Here is a 23306-nt window from a genome sequence, read left to right on the forward strand (position 1 = left end):
AACTGCTAATTGGGATTTTTATTGACGTTGAAACCAAAGATAAAAAAAATCTTAACCTAAACGTTTCCGTTGGGTTAAGATTTTCATGATACTAGTAAAAAATAATATATATTTAAGAAGGTTCGGTGATTACTTCCTCTTTATTGTTAAAAGGTCGCTTACCAAATATCTTTTCTAAGTTGTCTTTAAAAATAACCTCTTTCTCTAGCAATACTTCAGCTAGTTCAGTCAGTTTGTCTTTATTATTCTCCAGCAGTTCGATAGCACGTTGATATTGCTCCTCGATTATATTAGAAATTTCTTTATCGATCAATTCACTGGTTTGTTCACTATATGGCTTAGTGAAATTATATTCACTTTGTCCTGAGGAATCGTAATAGGTAAGATTTCCTACTTTATCGTTAAGTCCATAAATAGTAACCATTGCACGCGCTTGTTTTGTGACCTTTTCCAAATCACTCAAAGCTCCTGTAGAAATTTCATTAAAAATAACCTTTTCTGCAGCTCTACCGCCCAAGGTGGCACACATTTCATCCAACATCTGGTTAGGTCTTACAATAAGACGCTCTTCTGGTAAATACCAAGCAGCTCCCAGAGATTGACCTCTTGGAACAATAGTTACTTTAACCAGTGGAGCAGCATGTTCGAGCATCCAGCTAACGGTTGCGTGACCAGCTTCATGAAAAGCAATAGCGCGTTTTTCGTCTGGTGTTATGATTTTGTTCTTTTTCTCTAACCCACCTACAATTCGATCCACTGCGTCAAGGAAATCTTGTTTTCCAACGGCAGCCTTGCCTTTTCTCGCTGCGATTAACGCGGCCTCGTTACAAACATTGGCTATATCTGCCCCAGAGAATCCCGGAGTTTGTTTAGCTAAAAATTCAGTATCCAGCTCTTCTTCAAGCTTAGTTAGAGGTTTTAAATGCACCTCAAAAATTTCTTTACGTTCTCTAACGTCTGGTAAATCCACATAGATTTGACGGTCAAAACGTCCTGCTCGCATTAAAGCTTTATCAAGAACATCCGCCCGGTTGGTAGCTGCAATTACAATAACATTGGTATTGGTTCCAAAACCATCCATCTCTGTTAACAATTGATTCAGTGTATTTTCTCGTTCATCATTAGATCCGGAAAAATTGCTTTTTCCACGAGCTCTACCAATAGCATCAATCTCATCAATAAAGATAATTGCAGGAGATTTTTCTTTAGCTTGCTTAAATAAGTCACGTACTCTTGAGGCACCTACACCCACAAACATTTCAACGAAGTCAGATCCTGATAAGGAGAAGAACGGTACCTTTGCTTCACCAGCAACAGCTTTAGCTAATAAGGTTTTTCCTGTTCCAGGAGGTCCAACTAATAATGCTCCCTTCGGTATTTTACCCCCTAACGAAGTGTACTTATCAGGGTTTTTCAAGAAATCTACGATTTCTTCAACCTCTTCTTTTGCACCTTCAAGTCCGGCTACGTTCTTAAAAGAAACTTTAACGTCCGTATTTTGATCAAAAAGCTTAGCCTTTGATTTTCCAATATTAAAGATCTGACCACCGGCGCCACCACTCGCGCCACCACTCATTCGTCGCATGATAAAAATCCATACTCCAATGATCAGCGCAAAAGGAAGTAAAGTAATTAAAATTTCTCCCCAGAAATTATTCTCGGTATCGTAAATAACCTGTGTTTCCAGCCCTTTTTCACTTTTGATTTTGGCTATTTGATTTTCAAAGTTTTGAAGATCTCCAAACTCAAATTGATAATCGGGTTCATTTGCAGTAGAAGGGAGAAGGGATTTATTTTTCTTGCTTTGATGTTTTTCCAGAGATTTAGCCTCTTGTGTTAAATATACTTTTGCATCACGACGATTTAAAATGACAACTTTGTCTACTTCGCCATTACGCAAAAACTCTTGGAAATTGGAAGTCGTAGTCTTAGGAGCGGAGTTCCACCCACTACCTCCCATAAAATTCAATGCTAAAAAACCGACTATAATGATAGCGTAAATCCAGTATGCACTAAATTTCGGTTTTTTATTAGGTTCCATTTTTTTATTTTCTTTAGCCATGTATGCTTAGTCTTTTAATATTTAGTTTGAATTGAAGTGGTCTTTGCGTCTCCCCATAAGCCTTCAATATCATAAAATTCTCGAATATGTTTTTGGAAAACATGAACTACAACGTTCACATAATCCATTAGTACCCACTCAGCATTTTCACTTCCTTCAATATGCCAGGGTTTGTCTTTAAGTGCTTTACTAACTATTTTTTGAATTGAGCTTACAATAGCATTAACTTGAGTATTGGAGGTACCATTACAAATTACGAAGTAGTCACAAACGGTGTTTTCAATTTCTCTTAAATCAAGGATGTCAATATCATTTCCTTTTACCTCTTCTATGCCTTTTATTATTTGAGCAATTAATTCATCAGAGTTTATTTCTTTTTTACTCATGCATTTTTTTAATTTGTGTAAAGTTATTATTTTTTATGATTTTTATGTTCGTATTAAAGGAACATTTATAAAACTTTCACACCATTTTATATGCATATAATCAAAGTTGATGCCATTGAGTCAACAAATTCGTTTTTGCGTGATTTAATTCGGGACAACGCGTTGACCGAACCTACCTGTGTCTTTACAAATGAACAATTAGCCGGAAGGGGTCAAATGGGAACGACTTGGCAAAGTGAGAAAGGAGAAAATTTGACTACTAGCGTGTTTATGCCATGTGAGGATCTTAACATTAAGGAGCAGTTTAATGTTTCGATGGTTGTAGCCTTAGCAATTTATGACACCTTACGTGAGATTTCCTTACCTAAACTTACCATAAAATGGCCAAACGACATTCTGTCAGACAAGTTGAAGGTTTGCGGGATTTTAATCGAAAACAGTATACGTAATGACAGGTTGCAAGGCGTGATTATCGGAATTGGCCTTAATATTAATCAACTGTCCTTTAAGAATCTTCCACAGGCAGGTTCGATACGTGCTATTTTGGGAATTCGGTATGAAGTGGAAGAAATTTTGGATATTTTATTAAAAAAGATAGTCTACCGTTTTAAAATGCTGAAGACAACAAAATTTCACCTTATAAAAGAAGCCTACGAGGCAAAGCTTTTTAGAAAAGACAAGCCTTCTATGTTTACAGCACCCTCTAAAGGATCATTTGTTGGTATCATTCAAGGGGTTGATAGTTCGGGTAAATTGCAATTGCTTGTCGAGGACAATGAGATTGAAACCTATGATCTCAAAGAGTTGAAGTTTGTTTATTAAAAAAGGCAGCAACTATGGTCATATAGAAGCTGCCTCATTTATATGTATGGTACTTAGATCTTGCTTAAATTTTCGCTCAGTGTACTGATAAATTTTTGAATTGGATTCTTAATCATCATCCCCATCATAGCGTTAAATTGCCCTTCAAATAATAACTGTGTAGTGCTTTTACCGGGTGCTACTTCATTAATGTTTGCTGTTAAGGTAAATGGAAGCTTATCACTTGCCGCACCTAAAACTACTTGAGAAGAAGCTGTACTCTCTTTTTGTTCCAGTACTATTTCGGGCATGCCTTTAAGTTGAAATAAAAACCTTGAATCGCTCAATTTTTCAAATTTCTGAATGCTTTCCGGCATTATTTTCTCAAAGTTTTCAACTTGCGTTAAAAATTGGTAGACTTCTGCAGGGCTTTTTTCTACGGTAACCGTAGGACTTTCTAAATTCATATGATAATTATAAGGTTACTGGACTCCATGAAGCCGGATCTTTTTTCCAGCTTTGCAAGGTTTGGTGTTGTTCTTTATTTATGTAGTTTGTGTCTAACGCCTGTTCTAATAGGTTGTCGTAATTGCTTAGAGTATGTAAGTTCAATTCGGCAGTTTGGAAATTTTGAACGGCAATATCGAATCCATAATTAAAAATCGCAACCATTCCTTTGACATGCGCATTACATTCCCGCAAAGCTTTAACCGCGTTGAGACTACTTTGACCGGTACTAATCAAATCTTCGACTACTACTACGGTCTTTCCAGAAGGTACAATTCCTTCAATTTGATTCTTTCTTCCATGCTTTTTAGCTTCGGGGCGTACGTAGATAAAAGGAAGATTTAGCTGTTCTGCAACAAGCATACCAATTCCAATAGCACCCGTGGCAACACCGGCGATTACATCGGGTTTACCATATTTATCTTCTATAAATTTCGCTAAATTTTCTCTTAAGTAATTGCGTATCAATGGATAAGAAAGAGTTATTCTGTTGTCGCAATAGATAGGAGATTTCCATCCCGAAGCCCATGTAAATGGTTCTTGTGGTTGTAATTTTATTGCATTAATTTGCAACAATAATTCAGCGGTTTTTTTTGCTGTATTTTTATCAAAAATCATAGTGCAAATGTATAAAGTTTTTGTGAATAATACCCCAATTATTCTTTCTACCAAAAAGGCTGTTCAGGATTATACTACAATTCCTATAAAAGAGGTCGATTTTAATGATTTGATTCTTAAAATTTTGAAGGATGACAAGCTAAAATTTCACCTATATCATAAAAATCAAGAAAAACTAATTGACCACTTGTACACTAAACTTCCTGTGGTGCTCGCTGGTGGTGGTAAAGTTTATAATGATAGTAAAGAGATATTATTTATTCGCAGAAATGGAAAGTGGGACCTTCCAAAAGGTAAATCGGAGAAAAAGGAAGATATGGAGACCACTGCTATTCGAGAAGTAGAAGAGGAAACTGGGGTTAAGGATCTTGAAATAACAAAATTTCTCTATAAAACCTTTCATGTTTTTAAGCGTAATGACGAATATCGTTTAAAAGTTACCTATTGGTTTGAAATGAAAACAGAATACGATGGCCCATTAACGCCTCAAATTGATGAAGGCATTAAAAAGGTGAAGTGGAAGGATGCAAAAAAAGCCAAAAAAGCATTGCAAAACTCCTATGCTAATATTCGTGAATTATTTTCTCACGAATACCTTTCGTAAGCTTTACTTCAAAATACGATAGATAGGATAGCGTTTATGTGCTTTTTCGTAATGTTTGGACTGCTTATGTAGCCAATCTAATTGTGAGTACCAGTTTTTGGCAAAAGCAGTATCCTCTTTCTTGTGATCAAATGCTGCTTGCAGCTCTTTATTACCCTTTAGTATTTCCAAGGCTTTATCTTCCCATACATAAGGAGAAAAACCTTCCTTTTGTTGAAGAATGCTATCAAAAAAGTTCCAGTTAAAAAAAGAATCTATAGCTTCCGGCTCCAAGGTCTCTAATACGTAGCGTATTCCTTCTTGATTCGTGCTAACATAAAAGTCGCCTTGATTCACTTGTACTTGTTGAATACTTGGTGTGACTTTGGTGTTGGCATGCAAATAATGACCTTCATAAGGGCTATCTTTAGTAGTAAAGCTCTTTATATAATATATTTCAGCAATCAACGTGGTGTCTTTTTGGTACTCCTTAAGTTTAATTTGATTGCGTTGTAATTTTTCAATGATTTCCCACTGACCTTTTGGGATGATGTATCCTTTAGGGATCAAAATATTCTCGGCCGGTTTAAAATAATTTTGATAGACCACTTCTTTAACATAGGGTTTGTTTTTATAATATTTTAAGCGATTTTGACCGGTTACCTCGCTGGGTATCATGTCACCTTTATATCCTTTGAATTGTAATTTGGACGACTTGGTAGTGTCAAGCTCCCATTGTACCGGGTATTTCTTTAAGGCTCCAATTTGATCAAAAGCACGGGCTCTTAACTCTTTAATTTTTGCACCATCTTTTTCAATGATTTGTAGCATAGATTTCATTAATTCATAGGTTCCCAGCACACGATCTTTATAAGGCTTTAGCATATGTGTCTCTACCATCATGCCTAGCGTATTCCATAACGCTGTGTACCCTGTGGAATAACGGGGATGGTCTATGAATTGTGAAAATCCTTTATCCGGAGTAGTACCCCATACATTGACGTAAGGAGTAATATCCCATTTTTTGGCTTGCAGGGATGTCTCTAGTTGTGGTTGGAAACTCTTTAACAAGTAATCGCCTAATGCACCCCCAAGTTTGTTGTGCTGAGTAAATAAATGGGTTAAGATATATTGATAATCAGCTCCGTTACTAACATGATTGTCTATAAAAACATCCGGTTGGACTTTATGAAAAATTTCGGTAAAAGCGATTGCATTCTTAGTATCGCTCTTGATGAAGTCACGATTCAAATCATAATTACGTGCATTCCCTCTAAAACCATATGCTTTGGGGCCGTTTTGATTCGTACGTGTGCCTGAATTGCGATTCAATGCGCCTCCAATATTATACACAGGAATCGTAGCTATGACGGTATTTTTTGGGATCTCATTTTTTTTAAGAGCAAGATCTCTAAATAAAAGCATCGTAGCATCTATCCCATCACTTTCTCCGGGATGGATTCCATTATTGATTAAAAGGACGTTCTTGTTTTTTCTTTGCTTTTCAAAACTAAAATTACCGTCTGCAGCATAAATAATTAGGTGCAAGGGATGACCACTATCTGTGATACCCATCTCTTTTATTTCAATTTCCTTGAAATCGTCAGCTAACTTTTGATAAAATTCAATAACTTCGGGATACGTGGGAGTTTCCATGCCTTCACTTCTTTCAAAAAGCGTTTGATATGATGTGGTTTGACTTTGTGAAGAAAAAGATATAATATTCGTGAATACTATGAAAACTAGTAAGGAAACTGAATTGAAACGTGTATTGTCCATGAATTTCTGAATTATTGGATAAAGATAAAAAGATTTTTGACCCTTGTTTACGTAAATTTCATCAAGTCTTAAAAGTGCTATAAAACCGGATTTTCTTGTCATAAATCAAAATAACGTTACTTTTGCATCTTCAAAAAAATTACTATGACTGAGTTTGTTAGAAAAATTGTTCCGAATGCAAAAGATGATGTACTGGCGGGAATTACAGTGTCACTAGCTATGATACCAGAGGTGGTTGCATTTGCATTTGTAGCTCAGATAGACCCCTTGGTGGCGCTTTCAGGTGCATTTATTATTGGGTTGATAGCAGCTATTTTTGGAGGAAGACCAGGTCTTATTTCAGGGGCTGCAGGTGCAGTTGCTGTGATATTTGTGCATTTGATTTCTGAAGGTCATGCAAGAGGTCTTGCTTTTGAAACACCAATAGAGAACATGGGATATTACTATCTCCTGGCTACAGTTATTTTAATGGGTATTATACAGATCGGTGCCGGTGTTTTAAAATTGGGTCGTTTTGTACGCTTGATTCCCCACCCGGTTATGATGGGATTTGTTAACGGATTGGCAATTGTGATTTTTATTGCGCAAGTTAAAATGTTTTCGCATAAACAATTAGAAGTTACTGCTGACGGAGTTAAAAAATATATCAATATTCCTATGGAAGGCAGTGAACTGTATACAACGCTCGCTTTAGTTCTATTAACGATGGGTATTGTATGGCTATTACCAAAACTTACTACCAAAATCCCCGCTGCTTTAACGGCGATTCTTGTGACCACCGGAGTGGTGATTTTCGCCAAATTAAATGTTAGTACCGTGGGCTCTTATATTCGTGAAGGAGGAGGAGATGGTCTTTCTGGTGAATTACCAACGCCAAATCTCGAATTATGGGAGTATCTTCCTTTTACTGCCGATACGTTTTCCTTTATTCTTCCATATGCATTTTTGGCTGCTTCTGTAGGTCTTATAGAATCTTTGATGACGATGAACTTGGTTGATGAGTTGACGGAGTCTCGAGGAAATGGTAATCGTGAATGTATGGCACAAGGATTAGGTAATATGATGAGTGGGTTGTTTGGAGGTACCGGAGGATGTGGAATGATTGGCCAAACCGTAATTAATATCAACGCGGGTGGACGCGGACGACTATCCGGTATTATGATGGCACTTACATTATTGACTTTTATATTGTTTACGGATCAATATATAGAGCAGGTACCAATTGCCGCATTGGTTGGGGTCATGTTTATGATGGTTATTGAAACCTTTGCATGGTCCAGTTTTAGAATCCTCAGAAAAATTCCTAAATCAGATGCGGCAGTGCTAATTATTGTTTCTGCAGTAACGGTGGTATATGATTTAGCAATTGCCGTGTTTGTCGGGGTGATCATATCGGCGCTTGTGTTTGCATGGGAAAATGCAAAACGTATTCGAGCGCGTAAACATATAAAGGAAGATGGTACTAAGGTTTATGAAATTTGGGGTCCTTTATTCTTTGGTTCTATTCAAGATTTTAATGGGAAATTTGATATAAAGAATGACCCGGATATGGTTGAAATTGATTTTATGGAATCTCGCGTAACAGATCACTCAGCGCTTGAAGCCATATTCAATTTGGTAGGGAAGTATGAGGATGCTGGAAAACAGGTGCGTATAAAACATTTGAGTGAAGAATGTCAGGCATTAATGATCAAAGCTTCTCCTAAATTAGCAGGTGTTATAGAGCCTAATGTCGACGATCCTCGTTACCATGTAATGGCCAAAGTAATGAAATAAATAAGATTTTATATCTTTAGCAGGTCTAACAACCTGATCAATTAAATAAAATGGATATTCCTGTTGAGCCTATAGTTTTTGGTGTTCAATTGAATATCCATTTACTTTTTGAGTATCTGGCGTTCTTTGTTGGTTTTCGTTATTATATTTATTTACGAAAGAGATCCAACAACACCATTTCGTCTACTAATCGGCTGTCTATAATTATAGGTGCAGTGTTTGGTGCTTTTTTAGGATCTCGTGTGTTTGGTTATTTAGAACATCCCATCGCGATTTCCAATCTAACCGAAGTATTGCAATTGCTTAATTCTAAAACTATTATGGGGGGATTGTTTGGAGGTTTGTTAGGAGTTGAGGTGAGTAAAAAGATAATCGGGGAGCAGCGATCCTCAGGCGATTTATTTGTATATCCTTTACTATTAGCTATCCTTATTGGTAGAATTGGCTGTTTTTTAAACGGAATTAATGAATTTACCTACGGCGTTGAAACTGATTTTTTTTTGGGAATGGATCTTGGGGATGGGATACATCGCCATCCGTTATCAGTATATGAAATCTTCTTTTTAATAGCGCTCTGGATCTTTTTAAGGTATAAAGAGACGCAGTTTGAGAGTAATCAAGGGTTGCTTTTTAGAGTTTTTATGATTGGATATTTTTCCTTCCGTTTTCTGATAGAATTTCTTAAACCAAATGAATTTTTGATATTGGGACTCAGTAGTATCCAGTATTTATGTATTTTGTGTCTGCTTTACTATCGCAAAACGATTGCAATACTTTTCTCAAGTACAAACGTACCACAGTTGAGATAGGTGTTGTTAGACTCGAACAAAAAGCAAAAAAACTAAGCTCATACCATGCCTACAAGATCCTATACGTATTATGATTTTACTTTAAGTTTATGTCCGACGTGTCTCAAAAGAATTGATGCTAAAATAGTATTTGAAGATGAAAAAGTATATATGCTGAAACGCTGCCCGGTGCATGGGCGATCCAAAGTGTTAATAGCCGATGATATCGCATACTATAAAAACCTACGAAATTATAATAAACCTTCAGAATTTCCATATAAATTTAATACAACCACTGATTATGGATGCCCCTACGATTGTGGGTTATGTCCGGATCATGAGCAGCATTCCTGTTTGTCGATAGTTGAAGTTACAGATCGTTGTAACCTGAGCTGTCCAACGTGTTATGCGGGGTCGTCCCCAACGTATGGCAGACATCGTACGCTCGATGAAATAAAAAAGATGCTCGATACGATCGTAGCTAATGAAAACGAGCCTGATGTCGTTCAAATAAGTGGAGGTGAACCTACGGTGCATCCTCAGTTTTTTGAAATTTTGGATTACGCAAAACAATTGCCCATACGGCATTTGATGTTAAATACTAACGGAATTAGAATAGCAAAGAATAAAAAATTTGTAGAGCGTTTAGCTGGCTATATGCCTGACTTTGAAATCTATTTACAATTCGACTCGTTACAACCTGAAGTGCTGAAAAAGATGCGAGGTGAAGATCTTACTCAGGTACGCAAACGTGCTCTTGACAATTTAAATGAATTTAACTTGTCTACTACGCTGGTAGTAACTTTAGAAAAGCATTTAAATGATCATGAAATAGGAGAAATTTTAGCGTACGCAGTACAACAAAAATGTGTACGGGGTGTCACTTTTCAGCCAACACAAATCGCGGGTCGTTTAGAGGACTTTGATGCTCAAAAAAACCGTATTACGTTGACCGAAGTACGCAGAAAAATACTAGAGCAATTTCCTGTTTTTGAGTCAGATGATCTGATTCCCGTGCCATGTAATCCTGATGCCTTGGTTATGGGATATGCGCTCAAAAATGATGAGGGGGTTCTTCCCTTAACACGATACATCAATCCGGCAGATCTATTGGATAATGGTAAAAACACCATCGTGTACGAGCAGGATCAAGAACTACACGGCAAAATGCTTGAACTGTTTAGTACTGGAAATTCTGTTGCAACAGCTAACGAAAATTTAAAATCTATCATGTGTTGTTTGCCTGAAATCGAAGCACCAGATTTGGGATATGATAATCTTTTTCGCATCATAATTATGCAATTTATTGATGCATACAACTTTGATGTGCGATCCATTAAAAAGTCCTGTGTTCATATAGTGGATAAAGATTATAAAATTATTCCTTTTGAAACCATGAACCTCTTTTATCGCGATGATAAACGAGACTATTTAGAGAAACTTAGAAATAACGAAATATGATAGCTACTTTAATAATGCTGGAAGGAGGTAATTACGACGGTATCATTTATTTTATTCTGGGAATCATGTTTGGGCCACCACTGGTTTTAGGATTCATAGGTTTAGTGCTTTGGAAGACATTACAAAAAAAAGCAGCAAAAGTGTTCTTTATCCTGGCCGGTGTATATCTTATAGTTGGACTGGGAATTTGCGGTGCCCTGATAATAGGGAGTTAGTTTTTCTTTAAAATATATAAACTTTCGTTCAATACTTCGGTTTTTTTAGGCAGCTTATAGTTTACTGCATAGACACGGGCAGTTTCAAATTCATCAGTATTTTTTAATAGCGTATATTCTTTTAAGTTTTGATAGAATGAAACAGGAAGTGTTTGATGCGCAAATGTATCGTTGGTGTCATTATTCTTATCAAAATAAGCCAATAACTTTTGATAAACATCCGTTGTCTGGACTTGAGGATCGTAGGACACACTACCTAAGAGATCTCCACTTTTTTGAATCGCTCCGAATAGTTGAAATAACTCGTTGGTTGTTTTTGAATTTAGAAAAAACAGTACCCCTTCCAAAAGAATAAACGTAGGGGCATCAGTTAATGATTTTGTTAGTTCATGTACTATTTTATTTACCGCAATCGTATTAAAATCCATCGATAAATAGTTGATTTTACGTTTTGGTAGCGTGCCATCTTTCATCCATGCAGCAATTTTTTCTTTTTTATAATTTACGATATCTTCCTTATCGATTTCAACCGTTTGTACAGTTTCAGGAAGTACAAATTGATACATACTAAAACCTGCACCAAAATTTAATAAAGTTGCATTTGGATAGCGCTCAAAGAATGCGGTCATCTCTTCCAGAAAGAAGCGGTTTCTTAGACTATGCAGTAGAGGCTCATGTTCAGAAATAAAATCTAAAATTTCAGGAAGAAGACTGTCGGTTTTAGAGTTGTTCCAAAGATGTGCGTATGGATCTTTACTTACCTCGGGATGCATGGATCGATACGTGGATATTATAAAGGCAGTTTCGTGGATTTGCATGGATTACAAATAGTTTGTTCAATTCAATAAATATATTAAATATCCAATTTAGTTCTTCAAAATCAACAGCTAATTTGTAAAGTTTCTCTCTATCAAATCCCAGGTATTTCCATATAAGTCCTCAAAAACAACTACAGTTCCATACGGTTCTTCTCGTGGTTCTTCTTTAAAAACTACTCCCTTGCCTTTCATACTGTTGTAGTCTCTCCAAAAATCATCAGTATGGAGAAATAAAAACACACGTCCGCCGGTTTGATTACCGATAGCTAATTTTTGAGCTTCATTAGTGGCTTTGCCCAAAATAAGTCTGGTTTCTGACTCTTGACTGGGAGCAAGTACTACCCAGCGCTTGGTATCATCGATTTTAAAATCTTCAATTATAATAAAACCTAAGCCTTTTGTGTAATACGAAATAGCTTCGTCGTAGTCTTTTACAACGATCTTAATACCTCCCAGATATTTTTTCATGGTTTACTTGTTTACGCGAACTGTGTCGGGGACGAGTCCCGTATAGTCGCCACCGTGACGTATAACATCTCGCACAATAGATGAGGAGATATAACTTTTTCCCGAAGAGGTTAATAAAAATACAGTTTCAATTTCAGACATTTTGCGATTGGTGTGGGCAATTGCTTTTTCAAACTCAAAATCACCGGGGTTACGGAGTCCTCTCAAAATAAATTGTGCATTTTGAGTCCGACAAAAATCAACAGTCAGCCCTTTATAGGTCATTACTTTGATTCGGGGCTCATTTTTGAAAGCTTCTTTCATGAACCGGGTTCTCTCCTCAAGGGAGAACATATATTTTTTATCAGCATTGATACCGATTGCCAAAATAATTTCGTCAAAGAGTGTAAGTCCCCGCTCGATGATGTCATAATGTCCTAAGGTGATCGGGTCAAACGACCCTGGAAAAACTGCTCTTCTCATGATGTTTTTAATCAAATTGTTATTCGCTCCATGCGGGTTTGTTTATACACGCTTCAATAACATTAGTAAATAATTCTTGAAGTGAGATGCCGGCTTTTAAGGCTTGTTGCGGTAAAATGCTAGCTTCACTAAGTCCCGGATTCGTATTTAATTCTAAAAAATGAGGTTCTCCATTATGAAAAATGTATTCACTACGAGAAAAACCTTTCATTTTAAGCGTTTGATATACTTTTAACGCCAGTTCTTTTACTTTCTCTGTATCTTCCTCAGACAATCTTGCGGGGGTGATTTCTTCTGACTGACCTAAATATTTGGCTTCGTAATCAAAAAACTCATTATGACTTACAATTTCTGTTATAGGTAGTACGATATCTTCTCCATTAAAATTAATAACCCCAACGGAGACTTCGGTGCCACTTAAAAAAGACTCTATGATAATTTCATCATCTTCTTTGTAGGCATGTTCGATTGCCGGCAATAACTCCTGAAGTATTTTAACTTTTGATATACCGTAGCTGCTTCCTGCTTTATTCGCTTTTACGAAACAAGGCAAACCGACTGTGTTTATGATGGCTTCAGGGTCTATGGGATCCCCTTGATTAAGGAAATAATTACTGGCCGTCGGGATACCATACGGTTTAAGTGTACTGATGCAATCTCGCTTGTTAAAAGATAACGCTGCTTGATAATAGTCGCAAGAGGTCTGGGGTATCCTAATTAATCTGAAATAGGCTTGAAGCAAACCATCTTCTCCAGGGGTACCATGGACTGTATTAAATGCAGCGTCAAAGGTGATCTTCTCACCATCGATAAGTACAGAAAAATCATTTCTGTCAATAGTATGAGTTGCATCGCTATCATCCACATAAAACCATCGCTCTTTTGTAATATGCACTCTGTAAGGTGTATATTTATCTCGATCAATGTGTTTATAAACAACGTTTCCGCTGTTAATGGATATATCGAATTCACTCGAATATCCACCCATGAGAATGGCAATGTTCTTTTTCATTAAGGCTATGTTTGATAACAAAAATATCATTTATCTAATAACAAAGCGTAAAACTTTCCGTTTTTATATCTTTGCGCAAACTATCGATCTGTATATGAATTTCTTTAAATTTATTTTTAGCAAACTTTTTCTGATTCAGTTAATACTTGCTGTAGCCTTATTTGTGATTTTGTGTTTTGTCACCTTACAATGGTTGGACAGTACTACCAATCACGATCAACGTATTGTCGTGCCAAGTTTAAGTAAAAAAACATTGGACGAGGTAAAACAGATTTTAGAAGAAAAGGAATTGCGTTATGAAGTGCAGGATTCTGCCAATTTTGACCCTGCGTACCCAAGATATTCGGTTATAGAGCAAAACCCTGCAGCCGGTAATAGCGTTAAAGAAAATCGTAAAATTTATGTCACGTTGAACCCCTCGGGATACCGCAAAATTGAAATTCCGCAAGATGTTATACAAAAAACAAGACGACAGGTAGAACCAAAACTTTTGGCACTAGGATTTAAAATAGGATCCATTACCTATAAACCAAATATTGCAGAAGATATGGTGTTAGAGCTGCGTCATAAAGGTAAGCGTGTACAACCGGGGACAAAATTAATGAAAACTTCTACGATAGATTTGGTTTTGGGAGATGGTAAAGGAGCAACAATTAATTTATCTGACGATAATTAGGATTGCTCTGATTGATAAGAGAATTTGCTCTTAAGCTCGCTGCTATACACATATGTTAATTTAATACTACTCACGTTGGAAGATTATAAAGAACCGGAGAATTTTGATACAAATGATGATGATTTATATGAACATCACCGCTTTGTTGCAAGCAGTGGACAAGAGCCCTTGCGAGTAGATAAATTTTTGATGAATTTTGTTGAAAACGCAACGCGCAATAAAATTCAGCAGGCTGCCAAGGACGGGAGTGTATTCGTAAACGATATACCGGTCAAGTCAAATTATAAAGTGAAACCCAATGATATAGTTCGGGTGCTGTTTACGCATCCACCTTATGAACAACTACTAACTCCAGAGGCTATCCCACTAGATATTGTTTATGAAGATGAAGTATTACTAGTTGTAAATAAGCCAGCAGGTATGGTGGTGCATCCCGGGCACGGTAATTATTCGGGAACTTTAATTAATGCGTTGGTATATCACTTTGATAATTTACCCAATAACAGCAGTAATCGTCCCGGCTTGGTTCATAGAATTGATAAGGATACTAGCGGACTTTTGGTGATTGCAAAAACTGAAGAGGCAATGACACACCTCGCCAAACAATTTTTTGATAAGACCTCAGAGCGGGAGTATATTGCCATTGTTTGGGGCAATATTGAAGATGATGAAGGTACTATCGAAGGTAATATTGGAAGGCATCCAAAAAATCGATTACAAAACACGGTGTATTATGGAGAAGAGGAAGACAAAGGAAAGCCAGCCGTTACGCATTTCAAAGTAATAGAACGATTGGGGTATGTAACCTTGGTATCGTGTAGGTTAGAAACCGGAAGAACGCATCAAATACGTGTGCACATGAAACATATCGGGCATACCTTATTTAACGATGAGCGATATGGAGGTGAGAAAATTCTAAAGGGTACCACCTTTACTAAATATAAGCAGTTCGTCGATAATTGCTTTAAAGTTCTGCCAAGACAAGCGTTGCATGCGAGAACTTTGGGTTTCATACATCCTGAAACAGGTGAAAAAATGTATTTTGAAAGCGAAATCCCTGAAGATATTCAAAACTGTATTGAGAAATGGCGCTCTTATGCCAAAAATCAAACGTTACTTGAAGAATAATTCTGATGCCCAAAATCTTTTTGCATAAAGAATTTAAATACCGGAATAAGAATTTATTTCTAAAAACTATTTTCAGTAGTAATACAAGGATGTATTTTTGAAATAAAATACAGCAAATGAAAATCGTAATATCTCCAGCCAAGTCTTTGAATTTTGAAGATGCTTTGCCTACAACACGTGGGACACAACCGGCATTTTTGGAAGTAAGCTCTAAAATCAATCGTAAACTAGCTCGAATGAGCAAAAATGAGATCGGAGAGCTAATGCATATCAGTGATAAACTGGCAGACCTTAATTACGTAAGGAATCAGGAGTTTGAGCCAACGCACACGAAGTCAAATTCAAGACCGGCGGTATATGCCTTTGATGGCGATGTGTATGCCGGGCTGGACGCCTATACGATTCCCAAAGATAAATTAGACACGTTACAGGATACATTGCGAATACTATCAGGATTGTATGGAGTTTTGAGACCGTTGGATTTGATACAACCCTATCGCTTAGAAATGGGAACTAAGTTGCCAATCGAGCGAAATGACAATCTTTATGACATCTGGAGACCCATGCTTGCTGAAGCACTAAATAAAGAATTAGAGATAGACGAATTGTTTGTCAACCTAGCGAGCAATGAGTATTTTAAAGCAGTAGACACTAAGAAACTCAAGGTACCTGTAATTACTCCTGTTTTCAAAGATTGGAAAAATGACAAATTAAAAGTTATAAGTTTTTTTGCTAAGAAAGCCCGCGGCTTGATGGTACGTTATGTATTAGACACCAATGCCAAAACCGTTGAGGATTTAAAAGGTTTCAATTATGAAGGCTATGGCTTTAGTGAGGAGCACTCTGTCAAAAGAAATGAGTTGGTTTTTACAAGATAGCTGAAATCAATCTAAGATATTTTTGTATCTTACTTAATATTAATTCTGTAAGATGGATAGAATTATTACTTTAATTGATTGGGTCAGTAAGAAGATTGGTGAACTAGTCAGTTGGTTTTCTGTTTTTTTAGCAATAATCATAGGGTTGGATGTAGTTATTCGCTACATTTTTCAGTTTACTTATATTTGGGTTATAGAAGCCGAAATCTATTTATTCGGTTTTATGTTTCTCCTTGCTTCAGGATACACATTTCAATTTCAAAAGCACGTACGGGTCGACTTATTTTATGCACGATTCTCTGAAAAGGGAAAAGCATGGATAGATCTGATAGGGGGCGTTTTATTTTTAATACCATGGTGTTATGTGGTCATAGCCTCATCTTGGTACTATGTAACTATTTCTTATGGGATGAATGAATCATCCGCTCAACCGGGAGGTCTTCCGGCTTTATATATTTTAAAAGTTAGTATTACTTTAGGATTTTTATTGTTATTGCTACAAGGAGTTTCTGATATTCTTAAGTCAATTCGAACTATTTTTAAACAGTATATCTAATGGAAATATTGGCTATTGTATTGTTTGCTCTCATTTTTATCTTAATACTTAAAGGGTACCCGGTAGCTTTCACCTTAGGAGGGATTTCTGTGATTTTTGCTTTTGGAATTTCGATTTTAGCGCCAGAATATTTTTCTATGACAACCTTTTATTTATTGCCCTCCAGAATCATGGGGGTGGTTAATAACTATGTACTAATGGCGGTTCCTTTGTTTATTTTTATGGGAATTATGTTAGAAAAATCCGGCCTAGCTCAAAGTTTATTAGAAACTATGGCCATGATGTTTGGTAGTATACGAGGCGGGTTAGCAATATCTGTTGTGATTGTGGGAGCTTTATTGGCTGCATCAACGGGAATTGTTGGTGCTACGGTAGTTACTATGGGGTTGATTAGCTTGCCGACTATGTTAAAGCGAGGATATAAAACCGAATTGGCTACAGGTGTTATTGCATCCTCAGGAACGCTTGGTCAAATTATTCCACCCTCAATAGTGTTAGTTTTATTAGCAGATACAATTAATAGTTCTTCAAGAGGTTCTGACTCTGTAGATGTAGGTACTTTATTTTCCGCAGCACTTCTACCCGGTTTACTGCTAGTTGCAATATATGTCGTTTACATTCTAATTATATCCTTTTTAAACAAAAATGACGCACCCAGTATACCTAAGGAAGAAATTCGAGAATTTAGAGGTGATAATTTTGTGAGTAAAATCATAAAAATTATGCTTCTTCCTATTTTACTAATAGTTATTGTCTTAGGGTCCATATTTACCGGAGTTGCATCCCCTACAGAAGCTTCTGCGATTGGGGCTCTCGGAGCTACACTATTAACGTTAATACAAAAGAAATTTAGCCTTAAAATACTTAAAGAAGTGGCTAGAGAAACTACCAAACTTACGTCCATGGTTTTTTTCATTCTTTTAGGAGCGACTACCTTTACCTTAGTTTTTAGAACACTCGGGGGAGATCGATATTTGCAGGAACTTATAGTGTCATCCAATCTTACACCTTTAGTTTTTTTATTGCTAGTTATGGTGGTAGTTTTTATAGCAGGCTTTTTTATTGACTTTATAGAAATTATATTCATCATAGTGCCAGTGGTTACGCCTATTTTTAATGCACTAAACATGGATATGTTATGGGTGGGAATTTTAATAGCATTAAATCTTCAGACCTCATTTCTAACCCCTCCTTTTGGATTTGCACTCTTTTATCTGAAAGGGGTTGCTCCTCCCGAAGTAAAGACAAGTCAAATATATAGAGGAATTTTACCTTTTATCATTATACAATTATTTATAGTTGGTTTAGTATTCTTTTTTCCTGATATAATTTTCATTTAGCATAATGAAATTTTTGACTAGAATAGTTGAGAAAAAGTAATGATATTAATTCATTCTATTTCAATTGAATTTTTAAAAAGTTTATGATGAAACAAATAATTTTTAATAGAAAAGTTAGATCGGTACAAATTCAGCCTGTTTATTATTTGTTAGTAAGCATGCTATGTCTGCTTAGCTCGTGTTTAGGCGATCCACCGGGATCCGTGAAAAGTACATCGTACGATGTGACAAAACCTTCACAAGTTTTTCATTGGAAAATGACAACTACATGGCCACCAAATTTCCCGGTACTTGGAGAGGTAGCAGAAAAATATGCTACGTGGGTAGATGAAGCTTCAAACGGACAAATTAAAATTAAAGTTTATGGCGGAGGTGAGTTGGTACCGGCGCTCGAGGCATTTGATGCAGTATCCAACGGAACTATAGAAATGGGATGCGGTGCTTCCTATTATTGGGCAGGGAAAACACCTGCGGCTCAATTTTTTGCTGCTGTACCCTTTGGTATGAATAGTCAACAATTAACTTCTTGGCTGGAGACTGGTGGTGGATATGAACTTTGGAAGAAAACGTATGCTAAATTTAATTTGGTACCTTTTATCGGTGGTAATACCGGTGTTCAAATGGGTGGCTGGTTCAACAAAGAAATCAATTCGGTTTCGGATTTTAATGGTCTCAAAATGCGTTTGCCGGGCATAGGAGGTAATGTTTTAGAAAAAGCCGGAGGTGCGGCGATATTAGTATCTGGGGGAGAAATATATACTAGTTTAGAGCGCGGGGTGATTGATGCAACAGAGTGGATTGGTCCTTATCATGATTACAAAATGGGCTTTCATAAAATTGCTAAATATTATTACTCTCCCGGATGGCATGAACCAGGAACACAGTTTGAGTTTTTTATTAATAAACAACTCCATGATGCTTTACCACCACATTTACAAGCGGTTTTAATGTCTGCTTCTAAACAAGCTCAAGTGTGGGTACTTGCAGAATTCGATAAGCAGAATGCAATATTTTTGGATAAACTAATTAATGAGGAAAATGTTGAGGTCAGAGAGTTTTCTAAACAGACTTTGGATGCGTTGCGTGCATATACAAAAGAAGCCATACAAGAAATGATTGGTAACGACGCTTTATCAAAAGAAGTATACGATAGTTATTCAGATTTTCAGAAAAAAGCTACCAAATGGTCTGACATTACAGAAAAGGCATATTACAATAAAATTCAGCAGCAGTAATATTGTTCTTCGTGTAGTTGTATGTAACCAATTAAAGAATGAATAAAAAAACAGTGGCTTTGGCTGCTGTTTTTCTATTTTATGCAGAATTATGTTAACTATATAACGAGATGTATAAAATGCTCTTAAAATTTTAGCAATAATTGCAAAGATACCCTCGAATCAATATCTTCGTTGCGAATGTTCGCTAAATAAAAATCATCTATTTTACACACTTACAATGAAAATTAAAAAGGTTTTAGTTGCCAACCGCGGTGAAATTGCTATTCGAATCTTTAGGGCTTGTACAGAAATTGGTCTCAAAACTGTTGGAATATATACCTATGAAGATCGATATTCTTTACACAGATATAAAGCTGACGAAGCTTACCAGATTGGTGAAAATAATGAACCTCTTAAACCATATCTGAATATACAAGCCATTATTCAGGTAGCACTGCAAAATCAAGTAGATGCCATTCATCCGGGGTATGGCTTTTTATCCGAAAACGCGGAGCTGGCTGCACAGTGTGAAGCAAACGGAATAATTTTTATTGGACCTAAAGTGTCTGTTTTAAAATCCTTGGGAGATAAAATCATGGCAAAGCAAGTTGCTGTTGAAAATAAAATCCCAATTATTCAAAGTAATAAAGCGGATCTGACCGATGTTAAAATAGCGCTCAAAGAAGCAAAACGAATAGGATATCCGGTGATGCTAAAAGCTGCATCGGGTGGTGGTGGAAGAGGAATGCGAGTCATTCGTGATGCCGAGACACTACAAAAAGCATTTCCCGAATCCAAGCGTGAAGCTGGTAATGCCTTTGGTGATGATACGGTGTTTCTCGAGAAATTTGTTGAGAATCCAAAGCATATAGAGATACAAATTGTTGCAGATAATCATGGCAACATGGTACACTTATTCGAGAGGGACTGTTCTGTACAACGACGCTATCAGAAGGTGATTGAATATGCCCCTTCTTTTGGTATTGATGAGACAACAAAGCATAAGTTATATGACTATGCGTTAAAAATATGTAAAGCCGTTGATTACAATAACATCGGAACTGTCGAGTTTTTGGTCGATGACGATGGTAGTATATATTTTATTGAAGTGAATCCGCGGGTGCAGGTAGAACATACGGTTACCGAGGTGGTTACGGGAATCGATTTAATTAAAGCTCAAATTTTTATCGCAGGAGGATATAAACTATCCGATCAGCAAATTAAAATCGAGAGTCAGGAAAGTTTAACTACTACAGGATTCGCTTTGCAATGTCGAATTACAACTGAGGATCCTGAAAATGATTTCAAACCTGATTATGGAACAATAACTACGTATAGAAGTGCTTCAGGATTCGGTATTCGTTTAGATGCGGGGAGTTTGTATCAAGGTGTAACAATTTCGCCATTTTTTGATTCCATGTTGGTAAAAGTTTCCGCAAGCGGAAGAACCTTGGATGGAGCCTGTCGTAAAATGCGAAGAGCCTTGTCTGAATTCAGAATTCGTGGGGTAAAGACAAATATGCCATTTTTGGATAATATTTTATCTCATGAAACCTTTAGAAAAGGGGAAGCAACAGTCAATTTTATTCAAAATACTAAAAGTCTGTTTCAGATACAAGAATCACGTAATAGAGCAACAAAACTTGTTACGTTTCTGGGAGATATCGTCATCAATGGAAATCCGGATGTAAAAAAAATGGATCCTACTAAAAAGTTTGTTACTCCGATTGTTCCTAAATTTGATCCGGTAGGTTCACATCCAAAAGGAACCAAACAACTACTTACAGAGTTAGGACCTGATGGTTTTTCAAAATGGCTGAAAAACGAAAAAAAGATTCATTATACCGATACAACCATGCGCGATGCGCATCAGAGTCTATTAGCTACACGTATGCGTAGCTATGATATGCTTAAAGTTGCAGAAGGTTATGCTAAGAATCATCCCGAGATTTTTAGTATGGAAGTCTGGGGAGGAGCCACCTTTGATGTATGCCTGAGATTTTTAAAAGAAAATCCATGGGAGCGATTGCGTGCTTTGCGTAAAGCCATGCCTAATGTCCTGTTGCAAATGTTAATTCGAGGATCTAACGGGGTAGGGTATAAGGCGTATCCGGATAACTTAATTAGCAAGTTCGTAGAACAATCATGGAAGAATGGGGTGGATGTATTTAGAATTTTTGATTCATTAAACTGGATGCAGTCTATAGCGCCATGTATTGAACAGGTGCGAACCAAAACACAAGGACTTGCAGAAGGTTCCATTTGCTATACGGGAGATATTTTGGATCCGAAGCGAACAAAATATAACTTAAAATATTACATCCAACTCGCCAAAGATATAGAAAATGCCGGAGCCCATATCCTGGGGATTAAGGATATGGCTGGTCTTTTAAAGCCTTATGCAGCTTCAGAATTGATTACTGCCTTAAAATCAGAAATTAATATTCCAATCCATTTACATACCCACGACACTTCATCAGTACAATCAGCTACCTATGCCAAAGCTATCGAAGCTGGCGTTGATGTGGTCGACGTAGCACTGGCAGGTTTATCGGGACTTACATCTCAGCCTAATTTTAATGCTATTGCAGAGATGATGCGTTTTCATGAGAGAGAAAATCCTATTAATATTAGCAAACTGAATGAGTATGCAAACTATTGGGAGGCTGTTAGAGAATATTATTATGTGTTTGAGTCAGGTCTAAAGGCTGGAACCGGCGAAGTGTATCAACATGAAATTCCGGGGGGTCAATATTCTAACCTAAAGCCTCAAGCTGAAGGATTAGGACTGGCCGATCGTTTTCACGAAATAACAAAGATGTATGGGGAGGTTAATGAACTGTTTGGAGATCTGGTAAAAGTAACGCCAAGTTCCAAGGTGGTTGGAGATATGGCTCAGTATCTGGTCAGTAACAACCTGACGATACAGGATGTAAAGGAACGTGGAGAGTCGCTTTCTTTTCCACAATCTGTGGTAAGTCTATTCAAAGGAGAATTGGGACAACCGGAAGGAGGGTTTCCTAAAGATTTACAAAACGCAATATTAAAGAATCAGGAGCCTTTTACCAATCGTCCTAATGCACATTTGGAACCCGTAGATTTTGAAGCTGAATATGATGATTTTGTAAAAGTGTTCAAAAAAGGAATGGGAAGAGATTTAGATATCACCGATTTCTTATCTTATAAATTATACCCAAAGGTCTTTACCGGCGCGTATAACCATCATGTTGAGTACGGAAACGTAATGAACATCCCGACAGAAAATTTCTTTTACGGGATGAAACCTGAGGAAGAAATTATCATTGAATTGGACAGAGGTAAAACCTTGCTGATTGAATTGATTTCTATAGGAGAACCGCACGAAAATGGCATGGTTACGGTGTTTTTTAAAGTTAATGGACAAACGAGAAATGTCGAGATTCAAGACAAATCTATAAAAGTAGAGAAGGTTGCTCATGTAAAGGCGGATAAAAATGACCCAAAGCAAATAGCAGCACCCTTACAGGGATCCCTGTCTACTGTTTTGGTTAAAAATGGACAGGAGGTAAAGAAAAACGAACCTTTGTTCATTATTGAAGCTATGAAAATGGAAACAACTATAACCGCAAATGAAGATGCTGTAATTAAGAAAGTTAATATTAAAGCAGGTACGATGGTACATGCCGATGACTTGATTATTACCTTGAAGTAAATTTCAAACATACTTCTAAAGGAGCTATATATACGTATAGCTCTTTTTTTTATATATAATTGATTAGGAATTGCGTGATTACTC

General features: G+C 36.8%; 22 protein-coding genes. 13 read left to right on the forward strand and 9 right to left on the reverse strand.

The genetic code is table 11. From position 1 onward, the window contains the following. Window positions 1-112 precede the first annotated feature (112 nt). Both ftsH and rsfS read right to left on the reverse strand, forming a co-directional pair. Complete coding sequence (gene ftsH / locus BD809_RS09405; RefSeq protein WP_148782712.1) at window positions 113-2062, reverse strand: ATP-dependent zinc metalloprotease FtsH; 1950 nt, start codon at window positions 2060-2062, stop codon at window positions 113-115. A gap of 14 nt (window positions 2063-2076) precedes the next feature. After that, complete coding sequence (gene rsfS / locus BD809_RS09410) at window positions 2077-2448, reverse strand: ribosome silencing factor (RefSeq protein ID WP_148782713.1); 372 nt, start codon at window positions 2446-2448, stop codon at window positions 2077-2079. 90 nt (window positions 2449-2538) lie between these two features. Here rsfS and BD809_RS09415 point away from each other — a divergent pair, with 90 nt between their 5' ends. Continuing rightward, a complete protein-coding gene (locus BD809_RS09415; protein WP_148782714.1) occupies window positions 2539-3270 on the forward strand; it encodes a biotin--[acetyl-CoA-carboxylase] ligase in 732 nt (243 codons plus the stop codon). Between the two features lie 53 nt (window positions 3271-3323). On the opposite strand, the gene BD809_RS09420 is transcribed toward BD809_RS09415, so the two are convergent. Together BD809_RS09420 and pyrE are read right to left on the reverse strand one after the other, a co-directional pair. Next, window positions 3324-3716, reverse strand: coding sequence for an SRPBCC family protein (locus BD809_RS09420; RefSeq protein ID WP_148782715.1), 393 nt, complete (start codon window positions 3714-3716; stop codon window positions 3324-3326). A gap of 7 nt (window positions 3717-3723) precedes the next feature. Beyond that, on the reverse strand, window positions 3724-4374 hold the full coding sequence (gene pyrE / locus BD809_RS09425) for an orotate phosphoribosyltransferase (protein WP_148782716.1): 651 nt from the start codon (window positions 4372-4374) through the stop codon (window positions 3724-3726). A 7-nt stretch (window positions 4375-4381) separates the two neighbouring features. Between pyrE and BD809_RS09430 the strand changes: the two genes are divergently transcribed. Next, on the forward strand, window positions 4382-4978 hold the full coding sequence (locus tag BD809_RS09430; RefSeq protein ID WP_148782717.1) for an NUDIX hydrolase: 597 nt from the start codon (window positions 4382-4384) through the stop codon (window positions 4976-4978). 3 nt (window positions 4979-4981) lie between these two features. Here the strand turns inward: BD809_RS09430 and BD809_RS09435 are convergent, their stop codons facing one another. Then, complete coding sequence (locus BD809_RS09435; protein ID WP_148782786.1) at window positions 4982-6736, reverse strand: M14 family metallopeptidase; 1755 nt, start codon at window positions 6734-6736, stop codon at window positions 4982-4984. A gap of 144 nt (window positions 6737-6880) precedes the next feature. Here BD809_RS09435 and BD809_RS09440 point away from each other — a divergent pair, with 144 nt between their 5' ends. From BD809_RS09440 to BD809_RS09455, 4 genes are read left to right on the forward strand one after another with little or no spacing between them, the layout of a single operon-like run. Further along, a complete protein-coding gene (locus BD809_RS09440) occupies window positions 6881-8512 on the forward strand; it encodes a SulP family inorganic anion transporter (protein WP_148782718.1) in 1632 nt (543 codons plus the stop codon). A gap of 50 nt (window positions 8513-8562) precedes the next feature. Further along, entirely contained in the window at window positions 8563-9321 is a 759-nt protein-coding gene (locus tag BD809_RS09445) for a prolipoprotein diacylglyceryl transferase (RefSeq protein WP_148782719.1), read from the forward strand. Between the two features lie 45 nt (window positions 9322-9366). Then, window positions 9367-10761, forward strand: coding sequence for a radical SAM protein (locus tag BD809_RS09450; protein WP_148782720.1), 1395 nt, complete (start codon window positions 9367-9369; stop codon window positions 10759-10761). Further along, window positions 10758-10976: a hypothetical protein gene (locus BD809_RS09455; RefSeq protein ID WP_246131491.1), complete on the forward strand. Its 219-nt coding sequence runs from the start codon at window positions 10758-10760 to the stop codon at window positions 10974-10976. The genes BD809_RS09450 and BD809_RS09455 overlap by 4 nt, the downstream gene beginning before the upstream one ends. On the opposite strand, the gene BD809_RS09460 is transcribed toward BD809_RS09455, so the two are convergent. The 4 genes from BD809_RS09460 to BD809_RS09475 all read right to left on the reverse strand — a co-directional run bounded on the left by BD809_RS09460 (window position 10973) and on the right by BD809_RS09475 (window position 13736). Further along, a complete protein-coding gene (locus BD809_RS09460; RefSeq protein ID WP_148782721.1) occupies window positions 10973-11794 on the reverse strand; it encodes a class I SAM-dependent methyltransferase in 822 nt (273 codons plus the stop codon). The genes BD809_RS09455 and BD809_RS09460 overlap by 4 nt on opposite strands. A 69-nt stretch (window positions 11795-11863) precedes the next feature. Further along, entirely contained in the window at window positions 11864-12262 is a 399-nt protein-coding gene (locus tag BD809_RS09465) for a VOC family protein (RefSeq protein ID WP_148782722.1), read from the reverse strand. Between the two features lie 3 nt (window positions 12263-12265). Beyond that, window positions 12266-12724 carry a pantetheine-phosphate adenylyltransferase gene (gene coaD / locus BD809_RS09470; protein WP_148782723.1) on the reverse strand — a complete coding sequence of 153 codons (459 nt, stop codon included), beginning with the start codon at window positions 12722-12724 and terminating at the stop codon, window positions 12266-12268. Between the two features lie 19 nt (window positions 12725-12743). Then, complete coding sequence (locus BD809_RS09475) at window positions 12744-13736, reverse strand: D-alanine--D-alanine ligase (RefSeq protein ID WP_148782724.1); 993 nt, start codon at window positions 13734-13736, stop codon at window positions 12744-12746. A gap of 94 nt (window positions 13737-13830) precedes the next feature. On the opposite strand from BD809_RS09475, the gene BD809_RS09480 reads away from it, so the two are divergent. From BD809_RS09480 to BD809_RS09510, 7 genes are all read left to right on the forward strand, one after another. Next, on the forward strand, window positions 13831-14412 hold the full coding sequence (locus BD809_RS09480) for a PASTA domain-containing protein (protein ID WP_148782725.1): 582 nt from the start codon (window positions 13831-13833) through the stop codon (window positions 14410-14412). Window positions 14413-14487: 75 nt separating this feature from the next. Then, window positions 14488-15540, forward strand: a complete 1053-nt coding sequence (locus BD809_RS09485; RefSeq protein WP_148782726.1) for an RluA family pseudouridine synthase — start codon at window positions 14488-14490, stop codon at window positions 15538-15540. Window positions 15541-15656: 116 nt separating this feature from the next. Then, window positions 15657-16418, forward strand: a complete 762-nt coding sequence (gene yaaA, locus BD809_RS09490; RefSeq protein WP_148782727.1) for a peroxide stress protein YaaA — start codon at window positions 15657-15659, stop codon at window positions 16416-16418. Between the two features lie 52 nt (window positions 16419-16470). Continuing rightward, window positions 16471-16974: a TRAP transporter small permease subunit gene (locus BD809_RS09495; protein ID WP_148782728.1), complete on the forward strand. Its 504-nt coding sequence runs from the start codon at window positions 16471-16473 to the stop codon at window positions 16972-16974. Next, window positions 16974-18314, forward strand: a complete 1341-nt coding sequence (locus BD809_RS09500; RefSeq protein WP_148782729.1) for a TRAP transporter large permease — start codon at window positions 16974-16976, stop codon at window positions 18312-18314. Before BD809_RS09495 ends, BD809_RS09500 begins: the two co-directional genes overlap by 1 nt. Window positions 18315-18400: 86 nt before the next feature. After that, window positions 18401-19549 (forward strand): TRAP transporter substrate-binding protein, encoded by a 1149-nt coding sequence (locus BD809_RS09505; RefSeq protein ID WP_246131492.1) that lies wholly within the window; start codon window positions 18401-18403, stop codon window positions 19547-19549. A gap of 220 nt (window positions 19550-19769) precedes the next feature. Further along, entirely contained in the window at window positions 19770-23222 is a 3453-nt protein-coding gene (locus tag BD809_RS09510; protein ID WP_148782730.1) for a pyruvate carboxylase, read from the forward strand. Window positions 23223-23306: the final 84 nt, after the last annotated feature.

Source organism: Aquimarina intermedia, assembly GCF_008124785.1.
In the GTDB taxonomy this organism is placed as follows: Bacteria; Bacteroidota; Bacteroidia; order Flavobacteriales; family Flavobacteriaceae; genus Aquimarina; species Aquimarina intermedia.

Bases quoted from the DNA above. Each gene is read 5' to 3' on its own strand.
- BD809_RS09460 (WP_148782721.1), bottom strand. From the start codon at position 11,794: ATGCAAATCCACGAAACTGCCTTTATAATATCCACGTATCGATCCATG.
- BD809_RS09465 (WP_148782722.1), bottom strand. From the start codon at position 12,262: ATGAAAAAATATCTGGGAGGTATTAAGATCGTTGTAAAAGACTACGAC.
- BD809_RS09415 (WP_148782714.1), top strand. From the start codon at position 2,539: ATGCATATAATCAAAGTTGATGCCATTGAGTCAACAAATTCGTTTTTG.
- BD809_RS09455 (WP_246131491.1), top strand. From the start codon at position 10,758: ATGATAGCTACTTTAATAATGCTGGAAGGAGGTAATTACGACGGTATC.
- yaaA (WP_148782727.1), top strand. From the start codon at position 15,657: ATGAAAATCGTAATATCTCCAGCCAAGTCTTTGAATTTTGAAGATGCT.
- BD809_RS09505 (WP_246131492.1), top strand. From the start codon at position 18,401: ATGAAACAAATAATTTTTAATAGAAAAGTTAGATCGGTACAAATTCAG.
- BD809_RS09440 (WP_148782718.1), top strand. From the start codon at position 6,881: ATGACTGAGTTTGTTAGAAAAATTGTTCCGAATGCAAAAGATGATGTA.
- coaD (WP_148782723.1), bottom strand. From the start codon at position 12,724: ATGAGAAGAGCAGTTTTTCCAGGGTCGTTTGACCCGATCACCTTAGGA.
- rsfS (WP_148782713.1), bottom strand. From the start codon at position 2,448: ATGAGTAAAAAAGAAATAAACTCTGATGAATTAATTGCTCAAATAATA.
- BD809_RS09450 (WP_148782720.1), top strand. From the start codon at position 9,367: ATGCCTACAAGATCCTATACGTATTATGATTTTACTTTAAGTTTATGT.
- BD809_RS09430 (WP_148782717.1), top strand. From the start codon at position 4,382: ATGTATAAAGTTTTTGTGAATAATACCCCAATTATTCTTTCTACCAAA.
- pyrE (WP_148782716.1), bottom strand. From the start codon at position 4,374: ATGATTTTTGATAAAAATACAGCAAAAAAAACCGCTGAATTATTGTTG.
- BD809_RS09500 (WP_148782729.1), top strand. From the start codon at position 16,974: ATGGAAATATTGGCTATTGTATTGTTTGCTCTCATTTTTATCTTAATA.
- ftsH (WP_148782712.1), bottom strand. From the start codon at position 2,062: ATGGCTAAAGAAAATAAAAAAATGGAACCTAATAAAAAACCGAAATTT.
- BD809_RS09510 (WP_148782730.1), top strand. From the start codon at position 19,770: ATGAAAATTAAAAAGGTTTTAGTTGCCAACCGCGGTGAAATTGCTATT.
- BD809_RS09495 (WP_148782728.1), top strand. From the start codon at position 16,471: ATGGATAGAATTATTACTTTAATTGATTGGGTCAGTAAGAAGATTGGT.
- BD809_RS09475 (WP_148782724.1), bottom strand. From the start codon at position 13,736: ATGAAAAAGAACATTGCCATTCTCATGGGTGGATATTCGAGTGAATTC.
- BD809_RS09480 (WP_148782725.1), top strand. From the start codon at position 13,831: ATGAATTTCTTTAAATTTATTTTTAGCAAACTTTTTCTGATTCAGTTA.
- BD809_RS09445 (WP_148782719.1), top strand. From the start codon at position 8,563: ATGGATATTCCTGTTGAGCCTATAGTTTTTGGTGTTCAATTGAATATC.
- BD809_RS09435 (WP_148782786.1), bottom strand. From the start codon at position 6,736: ATGGACAATACACGTTTCAATTCAGTTTCCTTACTAGTTTTCATAGTA.
- BD809_RS09420 (WP_148782715.1), bottom strand. From the start codon at position 3,716: ATGAATTTAGAAAGTCCTACGGTTACCGTAGAAAAAAGCCCTGCAGAA.